This window comes from Deinococcus deserti VCD115, from assembly GCF_000020685.1.
Lineage (GTDB): Bacteria > Deinococcota > Deinococci > Deinococcales > Deinococcaceae > Deinococcus > Deinococcus deserti.
In genome coordinates this window covers 1,917,131-1,933,992 of sequence record NC_012526.1, presented here as the reverse complement: position 1 = coordinate 1,933,992, position 16,862 = coordinate 1,917,131, and the positions used below count along the sequence as shown (strand labels likewise).

General features: G+C 65.7%; 15 protein-coding genes and 1 riboswitch. Of the genes, 7 read left to right on the top strand and 8 right to left on the bottom strand.

What is annotated here, in order from left to right:
* Positions 1 to 32 precede the first annotated feature (32 nt).
* The 7 genes from DEIDE_RS09170 to DEIDE_RS09140 form a co-directional block, all read right to left on the bottom strand.
* Positions 33 to 650 carry a thiamine diphosphokinase gene (locus tag DEIDE_RS09170; RefSeq protein ID WP_012693676.1) on the bottom strand — a complete coding sequence of 206 codons (618 nt, stop codon included), beginning with the start codon at positions 648 to 650 and terminating at the stop codon, positions 33 to 35.
* A gap of 31 nt (positions 651 to 681) precedes the next feature.
* Entirely contained in the window at positions 682 to 1,290 is a 609-nt protein-coding gene (locus DEIDE_RS09165) for a CsgG/HfaB family protein (protein ID WP_242402897.1), read from the bottom strand.
* A gap of 69 nt (positions 1,291 to 1,359) precedes the next feature.
* Positions 1,360 to 2,436, bottom strand: coding sequence for a hypothetical protein (locus DEIDE_RS09160; protein WP_012693674.1), 1,077 nt, complete (start codon positions 2,434 to 2,436; stop codon positions 1,360 to 1,362).
* A gap of 80 nt (positions 2,437 to 2,516) precedes the next feature.
* Entirely contained in the window at positions 2,517 to 3,515 is a 999-nt protein-coding gene (locus DEIDE_RS09155; RefSeq protein ID WP_012693673.1) for an ABC transporter ATP-binding protein, read from the bottom strand.
* Positions 3,515 to 5,062 (bottom strand): ABC transporter permease, encoded by a 1,548-nt coding sequence (locus DEIDE_RS09150; RefSeq protein ID WP_012693672.1) that lies wholly within the window; start codon positions 5,060 to 5,062, stop codon positions 3,515 to 3,517. Before DEIDE_RS09150 ends, DEIDE_RS09155 begins: the two co-directional genes overlap by 1 nt.
* The gene (locus tag DEIDE_RS09145) at positions 5,059 to 7,275 is read right to left on the bottom strand and encodes a phospholipase D-like domain-containing protein (RefSeq protein ID WP_012693671.1); all 2,217 of its coding nucleotides are present in this window, start codon (positions 7,273 to 7,275) and stop codon (positions 5,059 to 5,061) included. The genes DEIDE_RS09150 and DEIDE_RS09145 overlap by 4 nt, the downstream gene beginning before the upstream one ends.
* Positions 7,276 to 7,398: 123 nt before the next feature.
* Positions 7,399 to 8,427 (bottom strand): thiamine ABC transporter substrate-binding protein, encoded by a 1,029-nt coding sequence (locus DEIDE_RS09140; protein WP_012693670.1) that lies wholly within the window; start codon positions 8,425 to 8,427, stop codon positions 7,399 to 7,401.
* A 48-nt stretch (positions 8,428 to 8,475) separates the two neighbouring features.
* A riboswitch (TPP riboswitch) is annotated at positions 8,476 to 8,572 on the bottom strand.
* A gap of 56 nt (positions 8,573 to 8,628) precedes the next feature.
* Here DEIDE_RS09140 and DEIDE_RS09135 point away from each other — a divergent pair.
* The 7 genes from DEIDE_RS09135 to DEIDE_RS09100 all read left to right on the top strand — a co-directional run bounded on the left by DEIDE_RS09135 (position 8,629) and on the right by DEIDE_RS09100 (position 16,101).
* Positions 8,629 to 9,813: a CynX/NimT family MFS transporter gene (locus DEIDE_RS09135; RefSeq protein ID WP_012693669.1), complete on the top strand. Its 1,185-nt coding sequence runs from the start codon at positions 8,629 to 8,631 to the stop codon at positions 9,811 to 9,813.
* Positions 9,810 to 10,238 (top strand): NUDIX domain-containing protein, encoded by a 429-nt coding sequence (locus tag DEIDE_RS09130; RefSeq protein ID WP_012693668.1) that lies wholly within the window; start codon positions 9,810 to 9,812, stop codon positions 10,236 to 10,238. The genes DEIDE_RS09135 and DEIDE_RS09130 overlap by 4 nt, the downstream gene beginning before the upstream one ends.
* Positions 10,239 to 10,289: 51 nt before the next feature.
* Complete coding sequence (locus DEIDE_RS09125; protein WP_012693667.1) at positions 10,290 to 10,766, top strand: MarR family winged helix-turn-helix transcriptional regulator; 477 nt, start codon at positions 10,290 to 10,292, stop codon at positions 10,764 to 10,766.
* Entirely contained in the window at positions 10,763 to 12,364 is a 1,602-nt protein-coding gene (locus tag DEIDE_RS09120; protein WP_012693666.1) for an MDR family MFS transporter, read from the top strand. The genes DEIDE_RS09125 and DEIDE_RS09120 overlap by 4 nt, the downstream gene beginning before the upstream one ends.
* Before the next feature lie 212 nt (positions 12,365 to 12,576).
* Positions 12,577 to 13,845, top strand: coding sequence for an NAD(P)/FAD-dependent oxidoreductase (locus tag DEIDE_RS09115; protein ID WP_012693665.1), 1,269 nt, complete (start codon positions 12,577 to 12,579; stop codon positions 13,843 to 13,845).
* The gene (locus DEIDE_RS09110; RefSeq protein WP_012693664.1) at positions 13,842 to 14,474 is read left to right on the top strand and encodes a VOC family protein; all 633 of its coding nucleotides are present in this window, start codon (positions 13,842 to 13,844) and stop codon (positions 14,472 to 14,474) included. Before DEIDE_RS09115 ends, DEIDE_RS09110 begins: the two co-directional genes overlap by 4 nt.
* Before the next feature lie 478 nt (positions 14,475 to 14,952).
* Entirely contained in the window at positions 14,953 to 16,101 is a 1,149-nt protein-coding gene (locus tag DEIDE_RS09100) for a GGDEF domain-containing protein (protein WP_012693663.1), read from the top strand.
* Positions 16,102 to 16,195: 94 nt separating this feature from the next.
* Here DEIDE_RS09100 and DEIDE_RS09095 read toward each other — a convergent pair whose 3' ends face one another.
* Complete coding sequence (locus DEIDE_RS09095; protein ID WP_012693662.1) at positions 16,196 to 16,825, bottom strand: rhomboid family intramembrane serine protease; 630 nt, start codon at positions 16,823 to 16,825, stop codon at positions 16,196 to 16,198.
* Positions 16,826 to 16,862 lie beyond the last annotated feature (37 nt).

The window sequence follows — 16,862 nt, the reverse complement described above, 5'->3', positions numbered from 1 at the left end:
CGCCCAGTGCACGCCGGGTTCCTGAAGCTCTCTTAATGCAGCACGGCGGTGACCAGCGCTGCGCCCCCTTCAAGGGAAGCGGAGACCATGGGCTGCGTGGTTTCGTTGCTGACAGTCCAGCCGCTGCCCTGCGGCACATCGGCCCGGCTAAGCGGCCAGCGGACGCCCTGGAGCGTCAGACCACGAAGGTCTGTGCAGGCCAGCACGCTCAGAGTGGTACCGGGCCGCAGCTCCAGGGACAGGGGAGAGGAAGGCAGCAGCGGCCAGGCCCACTCGTCCCCGCTGGTCAGACTGATACTCAGGCCCTCTTGAGCCAGGCGCAGGCTGCCCAGCATCAGCGCAGCTGCATGGTCGAAGCGTCCACCAAAGGCGCCCACGAAGACCAGCGTTCTGGCTCCCCGGGCGCGTGCCACCCGGACTGCCAGTTCCGCGTCAGTCTCGTCCTTGGCTGCTGGATGAACCTCGCGGGGGGCGTCGAGCAGCAGTCCTTCTGAGGAATCGAAGTCTCCAACCCACAGATCCACGTGCGTGCCCAACACGGCGGCATGACGTGCGCCACCGTCTGCCGCAACCACCAGGTCCGGTGAGGGCAATAAGGAGAGGGTGGGCGTCATGTTCAGACGCCCACCCACCAGGATCCACGCTCTCACGCGCTTAGTGTAGAGCCTGGCAGCGCATGATTTAGCGGTAGTAGCTGGCAGGAACTTTGCTCTGGAGCACCTGCACGGCCTGGGTCAGCATTGCGCCGACAGCCTTGTCAAGGCCGGAGCTCTGCTTGCCGCCCAGGCTGAGTCCATTGAAGTAGATACTGCCACCCGTGGTGCTGCTTTTGCCTTCAACCTTCGTGGTGGCCAGGACACGCCCGGTTTTTGAGTCCACAATGCGCAGGTCTGCGCCAATACGGCTTTCCTTGCCGCCCAGGCAGACTCCCATAAAACAGCCCTGCCCACTGGACGATTCCGGCTCATAGACATTGATATTCCCAAATACCAGAACGTCCACCGGGCTCAGCGCAGCCGTAGGATCGGTGCCGGCAATCATATTGTTCTGCACCAGCTGAGGTACATTTTCACGCTCATAGACCGCAAACTTGCCGGTTTCGCTCAGCGCGTTCATCAGGGCGTCAGCCAGGCCGGTCCCCAGTTCAGACGTGCACAGCCTGACGTTGCATTTGAACACGCCCACGGCAATGTGCACCTGCGGCTCCGAAACAGGGGGGGCGCTTACCGGTGCAGGTGGCGCTGCTGGCGCGGTCTGGGCCAGTACCTGGCCAGCGCAGAGCGCAGACATCACTAAAATGGCACGGAACATTTTCATAACAGCCTCCTTGGATGGGAATTCGCTGATTCCACGGGGGGGTTAGAACTTGAGAGTGAGCTCGGCGCCGGTCATGCCGACCACCTGCATGCCGGCGGATTCGAGCAACGCGGCAAGTTCCAGAACGCTGCCGCCGAACGGAATTTCAAGACTCGCTCCAGCCGCATCTATGGTGCGCACAGTCAGGTCTTGCAAAGAGACGTTGGTTTTCAGACGAGCCATAAGAGCATTGACCTGAGTAAAAGTAACGGGCGGCGCTACCCGGACCACAAAGGCCCGCTGTGCGGCGCTTCCACTGCCCTGCAGTGCTTTCAGGACAATCCCTGGCAGCACATCTGCAGCTATTTTTCCTACGTTCATCAACGCTGTTTTACCGGCAACGGCGTCGGTGGCACCGACCGCACTGCCCTGAAAAGCCTGACTGTGCAGCAGCTGTCCACTGGCCAGATCAATGACTTTCACCTCAAGGCGGGCAGTGTACCCACGCAGGCCTCCCGCCACGCTGCCGTATTCCTCCGCAAATGCCTCACCCGTGACGAGCAGGTCGGTGTTCAGCCGGGTGCGGAGTTCTGCGGCTGCGGTTCCAGACAGTGTTGGATTTGCCCGGACCATCTCTCTCAGGGCATTTGTAACCTGCTGCGACGCGTCGACAACCCGCAGTCCCGAGCTGATCAGCCCGCGTGCGATCTCGGTTTCGGCTGCCGGGTCTGGTACGGGGCGACGAAGGATCACTTCAGGGATCACGACCGCAATTCTGGTCTGCGCCACTGCCGGCAGGGCGCGCACTGCGGCGCGCTCCACGGCGCCACGCGGCACGCTGACCTGGACTGTCATGTAGACCTGTCCCGCAACGGTCTGTTCCCGAAGAATGCGCCCCAGCCGTACGTCCGCCCGGGGGAAGTCACGAAGCACCTGGGTGTAGGCTGCTGTGCCTGGCGTGAGGTTCCGCGAGACAAGCGCCTCGATTCCCTTTTCCATTGCCTGAGCGTACGCGCGGTCCCGGTCCTGCCCGGTTACCTCAATGTCCAAGGTCAGGCGCTCTGATGTGCCCTGCGCCAGCGCCCCGGATGACAGGGCAAGGGCTGCGACAGAAGCCTTCTGAACAATTTCCCAATTCATGGAGCCCTCCTATGAGTTGGAGTTTAGAGGGGCATGAACTTTGATCTTGCCTCAAATGTGGATGATCTCACCCTGCTGGCTCAGGAGGGCGAAGGGCTGCGGTCATCCGGGATCAGACGCATCACAGCGCTATCAAGTTCGAGCTGCAGGGACTTGCCGTGCACGAGATTACGCTCGCGGGGACTCAAGTGAAGGGTGAGTAAGCCCAGTGAATGGGCTACAGTAATGGTTTCTCCAGACTCGGTCACCTGATTGGACGTGATGGTGTACTGAGGACCCGTTCCCAGATGCACGGCCAGTTCCGGAATGAGCAGAGCCTGACCCTCTGCATGGGGGAGGACGTTCTGGTGTCCAAGAAAAGAAGCCACCCAGGCGGTTGCGGGTCTGGCAAACACTTCGGCGGCCGTGTTCTGCTGCACGATCCGTCCTGCGCGCATGACCGCCACCCGGTGGGCCAGGGCCAGAGCCTCACGCTGGTCGTGGGTCACCAGCAGGACCCCGGCCTCCACCCGCGCGAACAGAGCATGCAGGTCGGTTCGCAACTGTGCCCGCAGCTTTTCGTCCAGATTCGACAGCGGCTCATCCAGCAGCAGCAGGGGGGAAGCAGTAGCCAGAGCGCGCGCCAGCGCCACACGCTGCTGCTGACCCCCGGACAGTTGAGCCGGACGGCGGGCCTCCAGCGCTGAGAGGTCTACCAACGCCAGCACCTCACGGGCCCGGGCCTGGGCGTCCGGGCGCCGCGCACCGCGCATGCGGGGCCCGTAAGCCACGTTATCGAGGACGCTCAGGTGGGGAAACAGGGAGTAGTCCTGAAACACCAGGCCCACATGGCGAGCTTCCGGAGGGAGCGCCGTGACATTCCGGCCCCCCACCTCAACCTGGCCACCGTCCAGGCGTTCCAGGCCTGCCACGCCGCGCAGCACGGTACTTTTTCCGCAGCCCGACGGGCCCAGCAGCGCCAGCGTTTCCCCTGCCTGCACGGTGAGTGATACGTCCTGTGCGGCCTGGACGGTCCCGAACGCCTTGCTCAGACCCTGGACACGCAGGGCTGGGCTGGGCTCCTGGGGCACCTGTACCATCACGTGATTTCTCCTTCGCCGCCGTCAAGCAGGCCAAAAGCTGCGGCAGACAGCAGCAGCAGCACTGTGGCAAGGGCGCAGGCTTCGCCCAGATTGCGTTCTCCGGGACGGCCCAGGCGTTCATACAAGCCGGTGCTCAGGGTGGCCCACTCAGGGCGGGTCAGCACCAGCGTGGCGCCGAACTCGCCCAGCACAGTGGCCAGCGCCAGGGCCGCCCCTCCTCGCAGCGCGGGCAGGGTCAGTGGCAGGGTCACGCTGCGGTGCGCAGAAACAGGTCCCGCTCCCAGAGTTCGGGCCGCTTCGAGCAGCCTGGGAGGCAGAGCGCGGAGCGCCGGGAGCAGAGAGCGAACCACCAGCGGCAGCGCCAGCAGGGTATATGCCGCCAGCAGCATCGGCAGGGTGGCGGCCAGCAGGGGATAGGCCAGCAGGTACCCGGCAGCCAGGGAGACAGGCGAGACCATCAGGGGCAGCAGCGACACCAGATCCAGCAGCCGTGAGCGGGCCAGCCAGGCTCCCAGGGCGTACAGGGTTCCCAGCAGGGTGGCTCCCAGCAGGGCCGCCACCGCAAAACGCAGGGTGTTGGTCAGAAGCAGCGGTGTGCCCTCGTCGTTCAGCACGCCGTGCCAGTAGCTCAAAGTAGGCCCGGTCGTGCCCAGCAGCCCCCGGGCAACCACAGCCAGCAGCGGCCCGAAGCAGATCAGCACCATGACGCCGCCCAGCAGCAGGATGCCCGCCAGGGCGCTGCCCCGTGCACGCGGCAGCGCGGCGGCCGGCACACCCTGCCCGCCCACAACCAGCCGGGTATAGGCCCAGGTGGCCATCAGGGTCAGCAGAAGCTGCCCGGCAATCAGGGCGCTGGCTTCGCTCAGGCGCAGCTGCAGGGCCGTCAGCGTATAGATCTCGACCTCCAGGGTGGCGTACCGTTCGCCGCCGAGGGCCAGCGGCAGTCCGAAGCTCAGGGCCGAATAGAGAAACACCAGAATGGCCCCGGCGGCGAGACCCGGCAGGGCCAGCGGAAGCGCCACACCCAGAGCAGCCCGCCATGCTGAGGCTCCCAGGGTTCGCGCGGCCCCAAGGAGTCCGGGCGGCACGCGCGAGAAACCACCGTAGGCCAGTCGCACCATCACCGGAAGGTTGAAAAACAGATTGCCCAGCACCAGCAACACCGGCGTCTCACTGAGGTCCACTCCACTCCAGCGGGTGATCCACCCACCTGGCCCCAGCAGGGCAGACAGGCCCAGCACAGCCACCAGGGTCGGGGTCACGAACGGCAGCAGCAGCAGGCGCAGGAACAGCCGCTTGCCCGGCACCTCGAACCGGGACAGCAGATAGGCCAGCGGCGCGCCCAGCAGCAGGGCCAGCGCTGCGGTCACCGTGGCCTGGGTCAGGGTCCAGCCCAGCCGCTGCTGAAAATACGGATCGCGCCAGACCTCCAGGTTCAGCCCGCCTTCCAGCAGGGTGCGCGCCAGTGGAACAGCCAGCAACAACGTCGTAAACAGCAGGGCCGGCAATGCCAGCAGCCAGCCGGTCAGACGGGCAGGCTTCACGGCAGCGCCTCTCTGAGCCAGTCGGGCAGTTCGGCAACTGGTGCCTGCTGCCAGAAAAAGGCGAATTCGCGGGCGTAACCCGCAGCGGCAGCGGGCGCGGTGGTTGCCAGCGAGTACTCGTTGAGCCCACGTGCCTCCCAGGACGAATAGTGCAGGTTCTGGCTGCCCACCACCAGCATCCTGCCGTCAAGCAGCATGGTCTTGGCGTGAAGCGGTCCCGGAAACCAGCGGACCTGCAGGCGGTTTCCCAGCCCACGCTTGTCCAGCAGGCGCTGCAGCCCGGCCACACCGATCCTGTTTTCCAGCCCCAGAGCGCCGTGCTCATACAGCAGGGCCCGGATGGTGACGCCACGTTCTGCGGCGCGCACCAGCGCGGTCATCCAGGGCAGGGCGTCCTCGGGGCGGCACAGCTGCGGATTGAGCAGCGCGAGGTTGCAGCGCAGCCGCATGCTGAACGACACATGCATCAGGTCAACGCTCCGCTGCGTGGCATCGATCATGCCGACCAGCGCAGTATCCGCTGCCTGGAAGCCCGCGCGGCGGTAGAGACTGAACACACGCTCGTCGCCTGCGGACGTCAGCGGCTGCCGGGCGGTGCCCTGGGGATGGTCAGGGATGGCCAGCTCTCCCAGCGAACAGGAAGAAATGTCTCCTTCATTGACCCCAGGTGGACAGGTCAGCAGGCGGCTTCTGGCCCACAGGTCGTCAAAGACATTCAGGCCGTCGGCCGCCACTGGCCCGCGGACCTGAACGGCGAGGTCGCGCAGGTCACCGCCGCGACCCTCCGTGGTGGCCGAGGGCAGATGCAGCGGACCGACATTGAAGCCCATCACGGTCAGCGCCTCTCCGTCAGTGACCAGCAGCTTGGCGTGACTGTGCGGAAAGGTGCCGGCATAGTTGGCGATCTGAACCTGCCAGCGCCGCGCCGGGTCGGAGAACGGCACGCCCGCCGTGATCAGGGCGCGGGCCGCGCCGTAGACCTGCGTGCCCCATTCCAGAGTGCCGGGCAATGGAAAATTCCCCAGCGCGATGCGTACCGTGACGCCCTCCGGGTAGCGTTCCGGCTGAGCCTGCACCCGGGAGTACAACTGCTGGACGGCCTGAGCCAGCACCCTTCCCGGCTCCTGCCGGGGGTTGTTGTCCCATTCCATTACGGCCAGCAGGACTTCCCGCCGGGCCGAAGCGATCTGTGCAGCCAGCCCGTCATAGCCGCCGTTTGGGGTCGGCTGCCCGGCCGCAAAGGCCGGGAGAGGGCCAGGCACATGCAGGAAGCCCAGAAAGGCGTTGCCACACGAAAAGTCGGGCCGGCCACCTGAGGTGGTGACCTGCCAGGCAGCGCGTTCCAGCGGATCGGTGGGTGGTGGGCATCCGGGTCCCATCCGCTGAGGTACGGCCAGTGGTACCGGGTTTGTGGGCCGTGAGTGGGCAAAAGCCACCACGTCGCTGGCCAGGCCCCACACCCCCAGCGTGGCGACTCCGAGGCCAGCCAGGGTCAGTTTGAGCTGACGGCCGCTGGCCCAGTCGCGTGGGGCATCCACCGCGTCGTTGATTCCGCGTGCGATCAGCAGGTCGCCGATCACCTGTGAGGTCACCACAAAGGCGGCGAGCACCGTCAGCAGCGCCGAACCGCCTCCAGAGAGGGCATCGGGAATGCCAACCGCTCCCAGCAGCGCCCCCGCCCCAAGCCCCACCCCGCCGAAGCCCAGCAGCCCTCCCAGGGCGGGCCGCCAGGCCTGCGAGGCACGCACCGTCAGCAGGCCCAGCACCCCGCCGCTGAGACCCCCGTAGACTGCGCCCAGCAAGCCGAGCCCCAGGGTGACCTGCGCGAACCCCAGGGTCCGTCCCAGGGCTCCCTCCTGATAGGCGCCGGCCAGGGCCAGCAGCCCGCCCACCGGCAGAACCAGCAGCCCCGCTGTACTTCCTGCCGCAATTGCCGAGCGCCACCGTGCCCGCGACTGGGTCAGACCAAGGCGCGCAAGCGGCAGACCTCGAGTGGACAGGGCACCCGCCAGGGCAAAGCCCACGATGACGCTCAGTACCGCGCTGAACGTGCCGACCACGGCCCGCACATACGGCTGATCGGCGGGTACCAGGGCCAGCACCAGCGTCACGGCGACACGTGCCAGCACCACACCGGCCAGGAGGCCGGCCAGCGCCGACCACGCCAGGCGGCGGATGGTCAGTCGGGGACGTTCGGTCGGCAGCAGGCGCATCGCGGCACCCAGGATAGGGGTGAACGGGGCCCTGTCATATGAATCTGAGGAAAAGGCGGGTCCTCAGCGCGGCGCCACTTTCAGCAGCCTCAGCAAAAATGGTGGTCGGGTTCCTGATTTTTCTCAGCGTGCCCGCAGGACCTGGGTGATCCAGGCGTCCACGAGTCTCTGGGGATTGGCGGTGACGCTCGGGGCGACCGCCTTCACGTCCGGCTGCTGCGCAAAGCGGTACACCGGGTCGAGCTTTGTGCCGCTCACAGCCGGATAGACCCACATGCGGGTAGGGATGTCGGCCTGCACCGGGGCGCTGAGCATAAAGTCCACGAACTTCCGGGCCAGCGCAGCCTGCTTCGTGCCTTTCAGGATGCCCACCCCTTCGATCTGCAGGTAGGTGCTGCCCGGCAGGAACAGGTTGGCGGTCGGGCTCTGGGCTGGCAGCTTTTTGGGGTCAAAGCCGTCGGCGTAGAACACTTCTGCGGCAGGACTGCTCGCGTAGCTCAGCACAATGGGATATTTTCCGCCGTTGCGGCTGAATTCCTTGTAGTAGGAGTCGCTCCAGCCACGGGTCACTTTCATGCCGCCGGCGCGCGCAGCTTTCCACCAGGCCCACGCTCCCGCTTCGCCGTAGTGGTTGACGGTGGCCAGCAGAAATGCCAGGCCAGGGCTGCTTGTCGCCGGGCTGCTCACCACGGTCAGGCGGGCGTACTCGGGCTTTTTAAGATCATCCAGGGATTCCGGTAGCGCCAGACCTGCTTTCTGGAAGTAGGCGCGGTCGTAGTTCAGGGCCACATAGCCGTAATCCACGGGATTCAGCAGGCCGGCGTCGTCCAGCCGGTAACGTGCCGCCACGGCCGACTGGGCCGGCGACTTGTAAGCTTCCAGAATTCCTGCGGTTCTGGCGCGGGCCAGGAGGCTGTTGTCCAGGCCGTAGACCACGTCGGCCACCGGCGCGCGCCGGGTCAGGATCAGGCGGCTGAGCAGTTCGCCAGCGTCGCCCCCCTTTACAAAGCGTACGCGCGCCTTGTTGGCAGCTTCAAACTGGGCGATCAGCTTTTTGTCCACGGAGAAACTGTCGTGGGTAATGACGGTCAGGGTGCTCTGGGCGCTCGCGGCACCCAGCATCAGCAGGGCAGAACACAGAATCTTACGCATAAAAAGTCCCCTCGCGTCACGAGAGGGGAGGCGCAGGTCAGGGCAGGTGCCGTGGCCTGGTCACACTCCCTCCGCCGGTATGATCCGGTTCAGGTTCCAAGGGTTTATCTCAGTCCTGCTCTTCAGGACACCCCCGGTGACGCACCCACGAGCATACCGCAGGCGTAGGCTGCGTAGTATGCCGCGACTCCTGGTGGCCTCTTGAGCCTCCGCACCCCTGCCCCACCTTTCCTGCTGATCCTGGGCATTGTGCTTGTGGCCTTCAACCTGCGTCCGGTGGTCGCGGGGTTCGGTCCGCTGCTGGCGCCGATCCAGCAGGATCTGGAAGTCAGTGCGGCCACCGTCAGCCTGCTGACCACCATACCGCTGCTGTGCTGGGGGGCGCTGGCCCTGGTGGCCCCGGCACTGGCACGTGCCCGCAGTGCCGAAGTGGTCATCCTGGGCTGCCTGGCCCTGATCGCCGTGGGCGCCGCCCTGCGCGCCGGACCCACCCTGCCGTGGATTCTGGCCGGAACCCTGCTGGTGGGCGCCGGCATTGCTGTGGTGAACGTGCTGCTTCCCAGCCTGATCAGGCGGGACTTTCCCGGGCGTCTGGGCCTCATGACCGGCATCTACACCACGGCGGTCGTGGGTGGGGCCACCGTGGCTTCTGCCGTGGCGGTGCCGTTGCAGGACGCACTGGGAGGCTCCTGGCGGCTGGCGCTGGGAGTATGGGCAGTTCTGGCTGTCCTGGGGGCGCTGTCCTGGTGGCCGGCAGTGCGTGGACGGCCTGTCCGCAGCGGTCTGCCGCCCGTCGCATCCGGGCGGGTCTGGACCAACCCGGCCGCGCTGCCTCTGACGCTGTACATGGGCACGCAGTCACTGGTGTTTTTTACCTGGCTGACCTGGCTGCCCAGGATTCTGCTGGACCGTGGCGTAAGCAGCGCTGAGGCTGGCGCGCTGCTTTCACTGGGCAATCTGGTGCAGTTGCCCTTCACTCTGGCTGTTCCCGTCCTGGCCGCCCGTCTCCCTTCGGCCCGGCCGCTGATCGTGGCCCTGAGCGCCGTCCTGGCAACCGGGCTGATTGGTCTGCTGCTGCTCCCACAGGCCCCCAACGTGCTGTGGGTGCTGCTGCTGGGGGCAGGTTCAGGCAGTGCGTTTCCGTTGGCCCTGTACCTGATCGCCCGGCGAGCCCGTGACACGGCCGAGGCTCCCCGGCTCTCAGCTGTCGCCCAGGGCTGCGGCTACCTGCTAGCGGCTACCGGCCCTTTTCTGTTTGGAGCAGTTCATGACTTTACTGGAGGCTGGACCCCACCGTTGATCCTGTTGCTGGTGTTGACCGGACTGGTCCTGGCCAGCGGGTGGTGGGCCAGTGAGGAGCCTGACCGGCGTCCGGAGGCCGCATGAGTTTTGTTCTGGTTGCGTGGCTCGTGGTTCAGGACCCGGTCGGACGCGTGCTGCTCGGGCGCCGGTCAGGCGTCACCTATGCAGAAGGACTGTGGGGCCTGCCCGGCGGGCGGGTTGAGCGCGGCGAAGCGCTCGCTCAGGCCGCAGTCCGGGAGGCGGCAGAGGAAGTGGGGCTCCGTGTCGATCCTGGTCAGCTTGAGCCGCTGGGCGCTGCACGCTATGACCTGGGTGAGGCGCATGGCGTGGACTTTCTGTTCTTGACCCGCACCTGGGAAGGGGAGCCTGCGCCACTCGAAAACACTTCAGAGGTCGGCTGGTTTCATCCCGGCGCTCTGCCGCCTGAGAGCCTGCCGTGGCTCGCAGATGTCCTCGACACGCACCTCAGGCGCGGCGTCTGGCTTTGTGAACACCTGAAGCAGCCATAGAGAGCCGGATCACGTGATGATGTCTTTCCATATGGAATAATTCCACTTGGAATGAATAGTCCTGAGCCGTCTTCTTCAGCCGAGACCGACGAGCTGTACACGCTGGTCCGCACGGTGCTGCGTCTGTCCCGGCGGTTCCGGCAGACGCTCGATGAACCGCTGGAACAGGCCCTGGGCCTGAACACCAAGGAGCTGCTGGTGCTGGCGGCCGTCATGGACGGCTTTGACACGCCGGGTGCCGTGGCGTCGCGTCACAGCCTGCCGGCCCCGACAGTCACGCGCATCGTGACCAAGCTGGTGGCCTCGGGGCTTGTGCAGCGCATCAATGACCCTGGTGACCTGCGGCGGCAACGCCTGCAACTGACTGAAGCCGGCGCCCGGACCCGCGCGCGCACCCGCGCCACAGCACAGGACATCGTGGAAGCCCAGTTCGGACACCTGCCCGCGCCGACCGTGCATGCGGCCCTGGAAGCCCTGGCGGTGCTCGACGCGGCCCTGGCACGCCCCGAGGCGGAGGCCCGGGCATGAAGGTACCTGTCCCGCCTGCTGAGCGGCAGAAACTGATGGCCTTTGCCGGCATCCTGACGGTGCTGTTCCTGAGCAGCCTGAACATGACAGTGGTGGGCAGCGCCATGCCCAGAGTCATTGCCGATCTGGGAGGCTTTGACCTGTATGCCTGGGCGTTTACGGCCTACTCGCTGACCACCACCATCACCATCCCCATTGTCGGTACGGTGAGTGACCGCTACGGACGGCGCCCGCTGATCCTGGCCGGCATTCTGGTGTTCTCGCTGAGCAGCGTGGCCCTGGGATTCGTGCAGAGCATGGAAGGGCTGATTGCCCTGCGCGCCGTGCAGGGCATCGGTGGCGGGATGCTGATGGCCATGAGCTTTACCGCCATCGCCGACCTGTTTACTCCGGTCGAGCGCGGGCGCTACCAGGGCTACACGGGCGTGGTGTGGGGAATCAGCAGCGTGGTGGGACCGCTGGCGGGTGGATTCCTGACGGACCACCTGGGCTGGCGCAGCGTGTTTTTCGTGAACCTGCCTTTTGCGCTGCTGGCCCTGTGGTTCATCTGGCGCTATTTCCGACTGCCAGCGCCCACCGGGGGCGGTCATTTCGATCGTCTCGGGGCGGCGTTGCTGGCCGGGTCCGTCACCACCCTGACGCTGGCGATGTCCTGGGGCGGCGCTCCGTATGCCTGGACCAGCCCTCGCATCGTGGGGCTCCTGGCAGCCACGCTGGTGCTGGGCTTCTGGTATGCGCGTCACAGCCTGCGGCAGGAGCGGCCGCTGCTTGACCTGCGGCTGTTGCACGACCGGGGGATCGCCGTTGCTGCCCTGGCCGGATTTTTTGTCAGTGCCGGCATGTTTGCTGCCATCCTGTACCTCCCGCTGTACATGCAGGGGGTGCGGGGCAGCAGCGCGGCAAGCAGCGGCCTGGCGCTGGCCCCACTGATGGGCGGCATGATCCTGACCAGTACCCTGGCGGGACAGCTGGTCAGCCGCACCGGCCGTTACAAGGCCCTGATCATCTGGGGCGCGCTGCTGGCCACCCTGGCTCTGCTGCTGGCCAACGGTCTGGGGATAACGACCCCGCTGTGGATTGCGGTAGGCATCATGGTGCTGCTGGGCCTGGGTCTGGGACCCGTCAACAGCCAGCTCACCCTGGCGGTCCAGAACGCCGCGCCTCGGGAACAGCTGGGCAGCGCCACCGGCGGAAACCAGTTTTTCCGGCAGATCGGCGGGACCCTGGCCGTCAGCCTCTTTGGTGCGCTGGTCAACCGTCAATTGGCGGCCAACCTCGACGCCCAGTTGCCTGCCGAGGCGCGCGCGCTGCCAGCCCCGCTGCAGGAAGCCCTGACCAACCCCAACATGCTGACCAGCCCGGAGGCCACCAGCCGCCTGCAGGCCGGGCTGACCCAGCTGGGCCAGGGCGAACTGATGGCACCTATCGTGCACGCCCTGCGCAGCGTGATGGTCGGTGCGATTGACCATGTGTTTCTGATCGCGGCGCTGATGGTGTTTATTTCGTTCGTGGCCGTGCTGTTCCTTCCGGAGGAGCCCCTGAAGGGCCGTATTCCCGCAGGCCGGGCCGGAGGGCAGCAGAGCGGCGCCACCGACTGAATTGTTTGAATGGCGTGTTGCTCGCTGATGTCCCTGGACGCGCCGTAGAACAGGCCTCACGTCCGGAACCTGCCCTTCTCGGTTTTCCTCGTGTAGGTGAAACAACTGGCGTTCCACCTTGTGGTCACGGCATAGCCCCGGCTGCGGTCCATGAAGGGTTGACGTCCTGAGCCCGGTGCCTTGCAGGGCCGCTCGTCCACTAGCCTGCAGCCATGCTGGATGTTCTGGTGGTTGGAGGGGGGCTGGCGGGGCTCAGTGCTGCGCGGGTGCTCAGGCGTGCCGGTCAGCGGGTGCGTGTGGTGGAAGCCGCGCCACACCCTGGCGGGCGCGTGACGACGCGGGTGGTGGACGGCTTCACGCTGGACGCCGGGTATCAGGTGTTGTTTCCAGCCTACCCGGCCGTGCAGCGGCAGCTGGACCTGGCGGCTCTGGACCTGGTCCCTCTGCCTTCGGGGGCTGCTATCCGGCGCGGCACCCGGGTAGACGTGCTGGGTGATCCCCTGCGCGACCCGGCCGGTCTGCCCGGGACGCTGACCACCCGCGTCATTCCTCTGGGTGACAAGCTGCGGCTTGCCCGACTGGCCCTGCAACTGCGCAGCCCAGCTCCTCACGCCCTGTTGCGCGGACCCGACGAAACCACCGAGGCCTACCTGAAACGTCAGGGTTTCAGCGACATTTCGCTGGACACTTTTTTCCGGCCATTTTTTGGTGGCATTTTTCTGGGGCGCGACCTGAGTACCTCGGCGCGGCTGTTTCGTTACTACTTCCGCATGCTGATCGACGGGGGAGCCGCTGTCCCCCGCGCCGGCATGGGCGCCATTGCCGAGCAGCTTGCCGCTGGGCTGGAGATAGATACCGGTGTTCGGGTCAGACGGCTGGCGCCGCACGGCGCGCATGTCACAGCTGAAACCAGTGCCGGCGACCTGGATGCCCGGCAGGTCATCGTGGCGACTGATCCTTTTGCGGCCCAGGAGCTGACCGGTGAGCCCACCGCACGTGGCCGGGTGGGCAGCACCTACCTGTACTACGCCACGGCCCAGGCCATCGACTCCGAAACGAGGCTGCTGCTCAATGCTGTGTCCGGCGGCCTGATCAACAATGCCCAGTGGATCTCCCAGGCCGTGCCGGGGCGTGCCCCGGCAGGACAGCACCTCCTGACCGTCAGTGTGCTGGGCGAGCCCGACCTGGACGACGCCACGCTGGACCTCCAGGTCCGGGCAGAACTGGCAGGGTGGTATGGAAACTCGAACGTGGGAACGCTGCGTCTGCTTCACATCGAGCGCATCGGGTACGCGCAGTTTCCGCAACCACCGGAATTTGCCGCTACCCTTCCCGGACACGCCACCCGGTTGTCAGGGGTACTGCTGGCCTCCGAGGTGACGTCCATGAGCAGCCTGCAGGGCGCCCTGGAAAGTGGCGAGAAGGCTGCCGCTATCGTTCTGGGCGATCTCGCCGCCCAAAGCCGTCCGAGGGGCGCGTGACCGGGCAAGTGGTTGGCCCCAGCCGGGCACGGCTGGACCATCTGGTGGTTGCCGCGCGAAGCCTGGCTGAAGGCCGCGCCTGGCTGGAAGGCCGGCTGGGCGTGCCGCTGCAACTGGGCGGCGAGCATGAAACCTTTGGTACCCACAACGCCCTGCTGTCGTTGGGTCCCGATGAGTATCTGGAAGTAATCGCTATCAATCTGGCTGCCCCTGCGCCGCGCCGTGCCCGCTGGTTTGCCCTGGATGACCCCGCCATGCGTTCCCACCTGGAAGCTGGGCCCGCCCTGATCCACTGGGTTGCGCAGGTGGATAGCCTGCCCCCGGATCAGGAAGCCCTGAACCTCAGCCGCGGCGAGAACCGCTGGACCCTGACCGTGCCGGCCGATGGCCAGTTGCCGCAGGGCGGAGTCGAACCGTCCCTGATTACCTGGCACACCCCGCCACCCCCCACCCGCCTGACAGACCAGGGCGTACGACTCGCAGTGCTTCGCCTGGGCACTCCCGACCCCGATGGTTTGCGTGCCCGTTTGGACGGCCTGCACTTCTCCGGCCCGGTAGAGGTCTATGAGGCACCTCAACCGGAACTGGGAGCCATGCTGGACACTCCAGGTGGCCCGGTGATTCTGTGAGACTCATGCCACGGTGAGGAGACAGGCACCGGGGGGGTACGGTCTGCCTGTGTCCTCCTGATTGTTCCGGATCTCAGGAATCTCCATGCGCTGCAGAGAGGAAGTGGCGGTGTGCACCGAGCGGCGGAGGGCGGGCATGAGGGCACGGCTGACCCAAGCCCACACCTGCTTGCAGATGCTCTGGTTCTGACCGGAAGGGTCCAGAAGAGTGCTGCATTGCTGTGTGCTGCCCTTAGCCATTTGGGCAGCAGGAAAAAGCTGCCTCAGGAATCGTGCCTGGGCGCTGGATTACTGATTCCGTTGCACCTCTTCCCCGATGGACTCCACCGCATAAAGGGTTTTCCGGGGCTGAGTCAAGTGGTAGGGTGAGAAACACATGATATTCGGCCTGAGTGAGCCAGTCACTCCTGAGACGGGATGAGCAGCGGGTGTTGCCTCTAGCGAAGTCGTGGTCCTGGTCAGTACCCGGGGCTGGGTGATGGATCTGAAATATATTGTCTGGAAACTGCCACTGAGCCTCACCCCCTTTCGCCTGATACGCGGCGCCCTGGCCCAGTATCTGACGCATAACGAGCAGCAGGAAGAAATCACGTTGCTGCGGCGCATGTTCGTCGTGATGGCAGTGGCCGCGCTGGTAGCGATCCCGGGCGCCCTGTGGGTCCAGGCTCCCGACTACGACCCACTTGACCGCGTGATGCTGCCGCTGACCGGGCTGCTGTATCTGGTCCTGCTGCCGCTGGTGCTGACCGGGCGCGTCGATCCCCGCCGGGCACTTGTCCTCAGCTTCCTGGCCAACGCCTCCTACCTGCTGCTGGCATACAACCATCAGTTCCGGGTATTTGCACCGCAATACGGGGTGCTCAGCCAGAGCACCTACTGGTTTGCGGTGCTGTATGTCGCCGCCTTCCTGATCTTTCCCACGCGTTTGGCCAAGTATTTCGTGCGTGCCCTCCTGGGCCTGACCATTGCCATTACGCTGAGCCATCTTCTGCTCAGCCCGGAGCTGCTGCGCGGCCGGGAACTGCTAGGGGGCATCATTCAGTTCCTGCTGGCCGGGGTTGTGCTGACCAGCATGCAAAGCCGCTTCGGGACCCTGCGTGATCGCCTGAATGCCATGCAGGTCGTGGCGTCCCATGACGCCCTGACGGGAGCGGCCAACCGCCGCGCCGCCGAGGAGCGACTGCAGACCCTGCACCGTGCGGGGGAGCGGTACACCGTCATTCTCTTTGACATCGATCACTTCAAGCGCGTCAACGATGAGCACGGACATGCCACCGGTGATCTGGTGCTTGTCAACGTGACGCGCTGTGCCAGGCAGCTTCTGCCTGATTCTGCTTTCTTCGCCCGCTGGGGCGGCGAGGAATTTCTGATTATTCTCCCGTCGCTGCCCAAAGAGGAGGTCTATGAGCTGCTCAGGACCCTGCGTGCTGAGTTGCGCAACCAGACCTTTGGTCCGCAGAAAGGGGTCACTGCCTGCTTTGGGGTGGCCCATGTCCGGCCTGGCGAAACCCCCGAAGAGATCGTGGCCCGTGCTGACGAGGCCATGTATGCCCGTAAGAACCGCGGGCGTAATGGAGTGGAATTCTCGACCTTGACGCCCGAGACGGCCCTGCATCTGCTGCCCTGATCTGGGCTGGAGGTCTCGGGCAAACCAGCTATTTCAAAAGGGTAGACCACTGGGGCAGGACTGACCTGCCTTGCACGGGGCAACGTCATGGATTTCAACGCTGCCAGGAAGTGCCTGGCAGCACTGGACGTCGGCGGTGCAGGAGGGCTGCGGCCAGCAGCCCGGCCACGAACCCGAACAGGTGCGCTTCCCATGAAATCACCGGGTTGCCCGGCAGCACGCCCCACAGGGCCCCGCCATACAGGAGGAAGGCTACAGCCGCCATGCCCAGTGCTGCGGGGGTCCGTTCCCACCAGCCCACACCCAGCAGGTAGGCGAGGTACCCGAACACAAGTGCGCTGGCGCCCAGGTGAATGCTGTTGCCCCGGCCGAACAACCAGACCAGCCCGCCACCCACCAGGACGATCAGAAGAGTGGCGACCAGAAAGCGGCCTATCCCTCGTACTGCGCTCATAAAGGTCAGGACCGCCAGCGGAACCGTATTGGCCATCAGATGGGCAAATCCGGCATGCAGAAACGGTGCGCTGAACACGTGGGCCAGACTGTCCGGGTCCCGGGGCTGAATACCGAAGGCGTCCAGCTGACCGCCAAAGGCAAAGGTGTCCACCACTTCCTGAGTCCACAGACCGGCCGTCAGGATGGCCGTCAGAATCGTGGCTGCCACCGGTGAGCCGGCGCGGCGGGCAGAGGCGGGACGGGCAGCAGAAGGACCGGGCCGGCGCATACCATGCAGTTTATAAGCCCAGCAAAAAAGCTCCCCG

What these genes read in the sequence shown, in the direction of transcription:
- DEIDE_RS09155 (WP_012693673.1), bottom strand. Translation starts at nt 3,515, where the DNA reads ATGGTACAGGTGCCCCAGGAGCCCAGCCCAGCCCTGCGTGTCCAGGGT.
- DEIDE_RS09095 (WP_012693662.1), bottom strand. Translation starts at nt 16,825, where the DNA reads ATGCGCCGGCCCGGTCCTTCTGCTGCCCGTCCCGCCTCTGCCCGCCGC.
- DEIDE_RS09130 (WP_012693668.1), top strand. Translation starts at nt 9,810, where the DNA reads ATGAGTTTTGTTCTGGTTGCGTGGCTCGTGGTTCAGGACCCGGTCGGA.
- DEIDE_RS09125 (WP_012693667.1), top strand. Translation starts at nt 10,290, where the DNA reads ATGAATAGTCCTGAGCCGTCTTCTTCAGCCGAGACCGACGAGCTGTAC.
- DEIDE_RS09160 (WP_012693674.1), bottom strand. Translation starts at nt 2,436, where the DNA reads ATGAATTGGGAAATTGTTCAGAAGGCTTCTGTCGCAGCCCTTGCCCTG.
- DEIDE_RS09140 (WP_012693670.1), bottom strand. Translation starts at nt 8,427, where the DNA reads ATGCGTAAGATTCTGTGTTCTGCCCTGCTGATGCTGGGTGCCGCGAGC.
- DEIDE_RS09100 (WP_012693663.1), top strand. Translation starts at nt 14,953, where the DNA reads ATGGATCTGAAATATATTGTCTGGAAACTGCCACTGAGCCTCACCCCC.
- DEIDE_RS09120 (WP_012693666.1), top strand. Translation starts at nt 10,763, where the DNA reads ATGAAGGTACCTGTCCCGCCTGCTGAGCGGCAGAAACTGATGGCCTTT.
- DEIDE_RS09145 (WP_012693671.1), bottom strand. Translation starts at nt 7,275, where the DNA reads ATGCGCCTGCTGCCGACCGAACGTCCCCGACTGACCATCCGCCGCCTG.
- DEIDE_RS09165 (WP_242402897.1), bottom strand. Translation starts at nt 1,290, where the DNA reads ATGTCTGCGCTCTGCGCTGGCCAGGTACTGGCCCAGACCGCGCCAGCA.
- DEIDE_RS09115 (WP_012693665.1), top strand. Translation starts at nt 12,577, where the DNA reads ATGCTGGATGTTCTGGTGGTTGGAGGGGGGCTGGCGGGGCTCAGTGCT.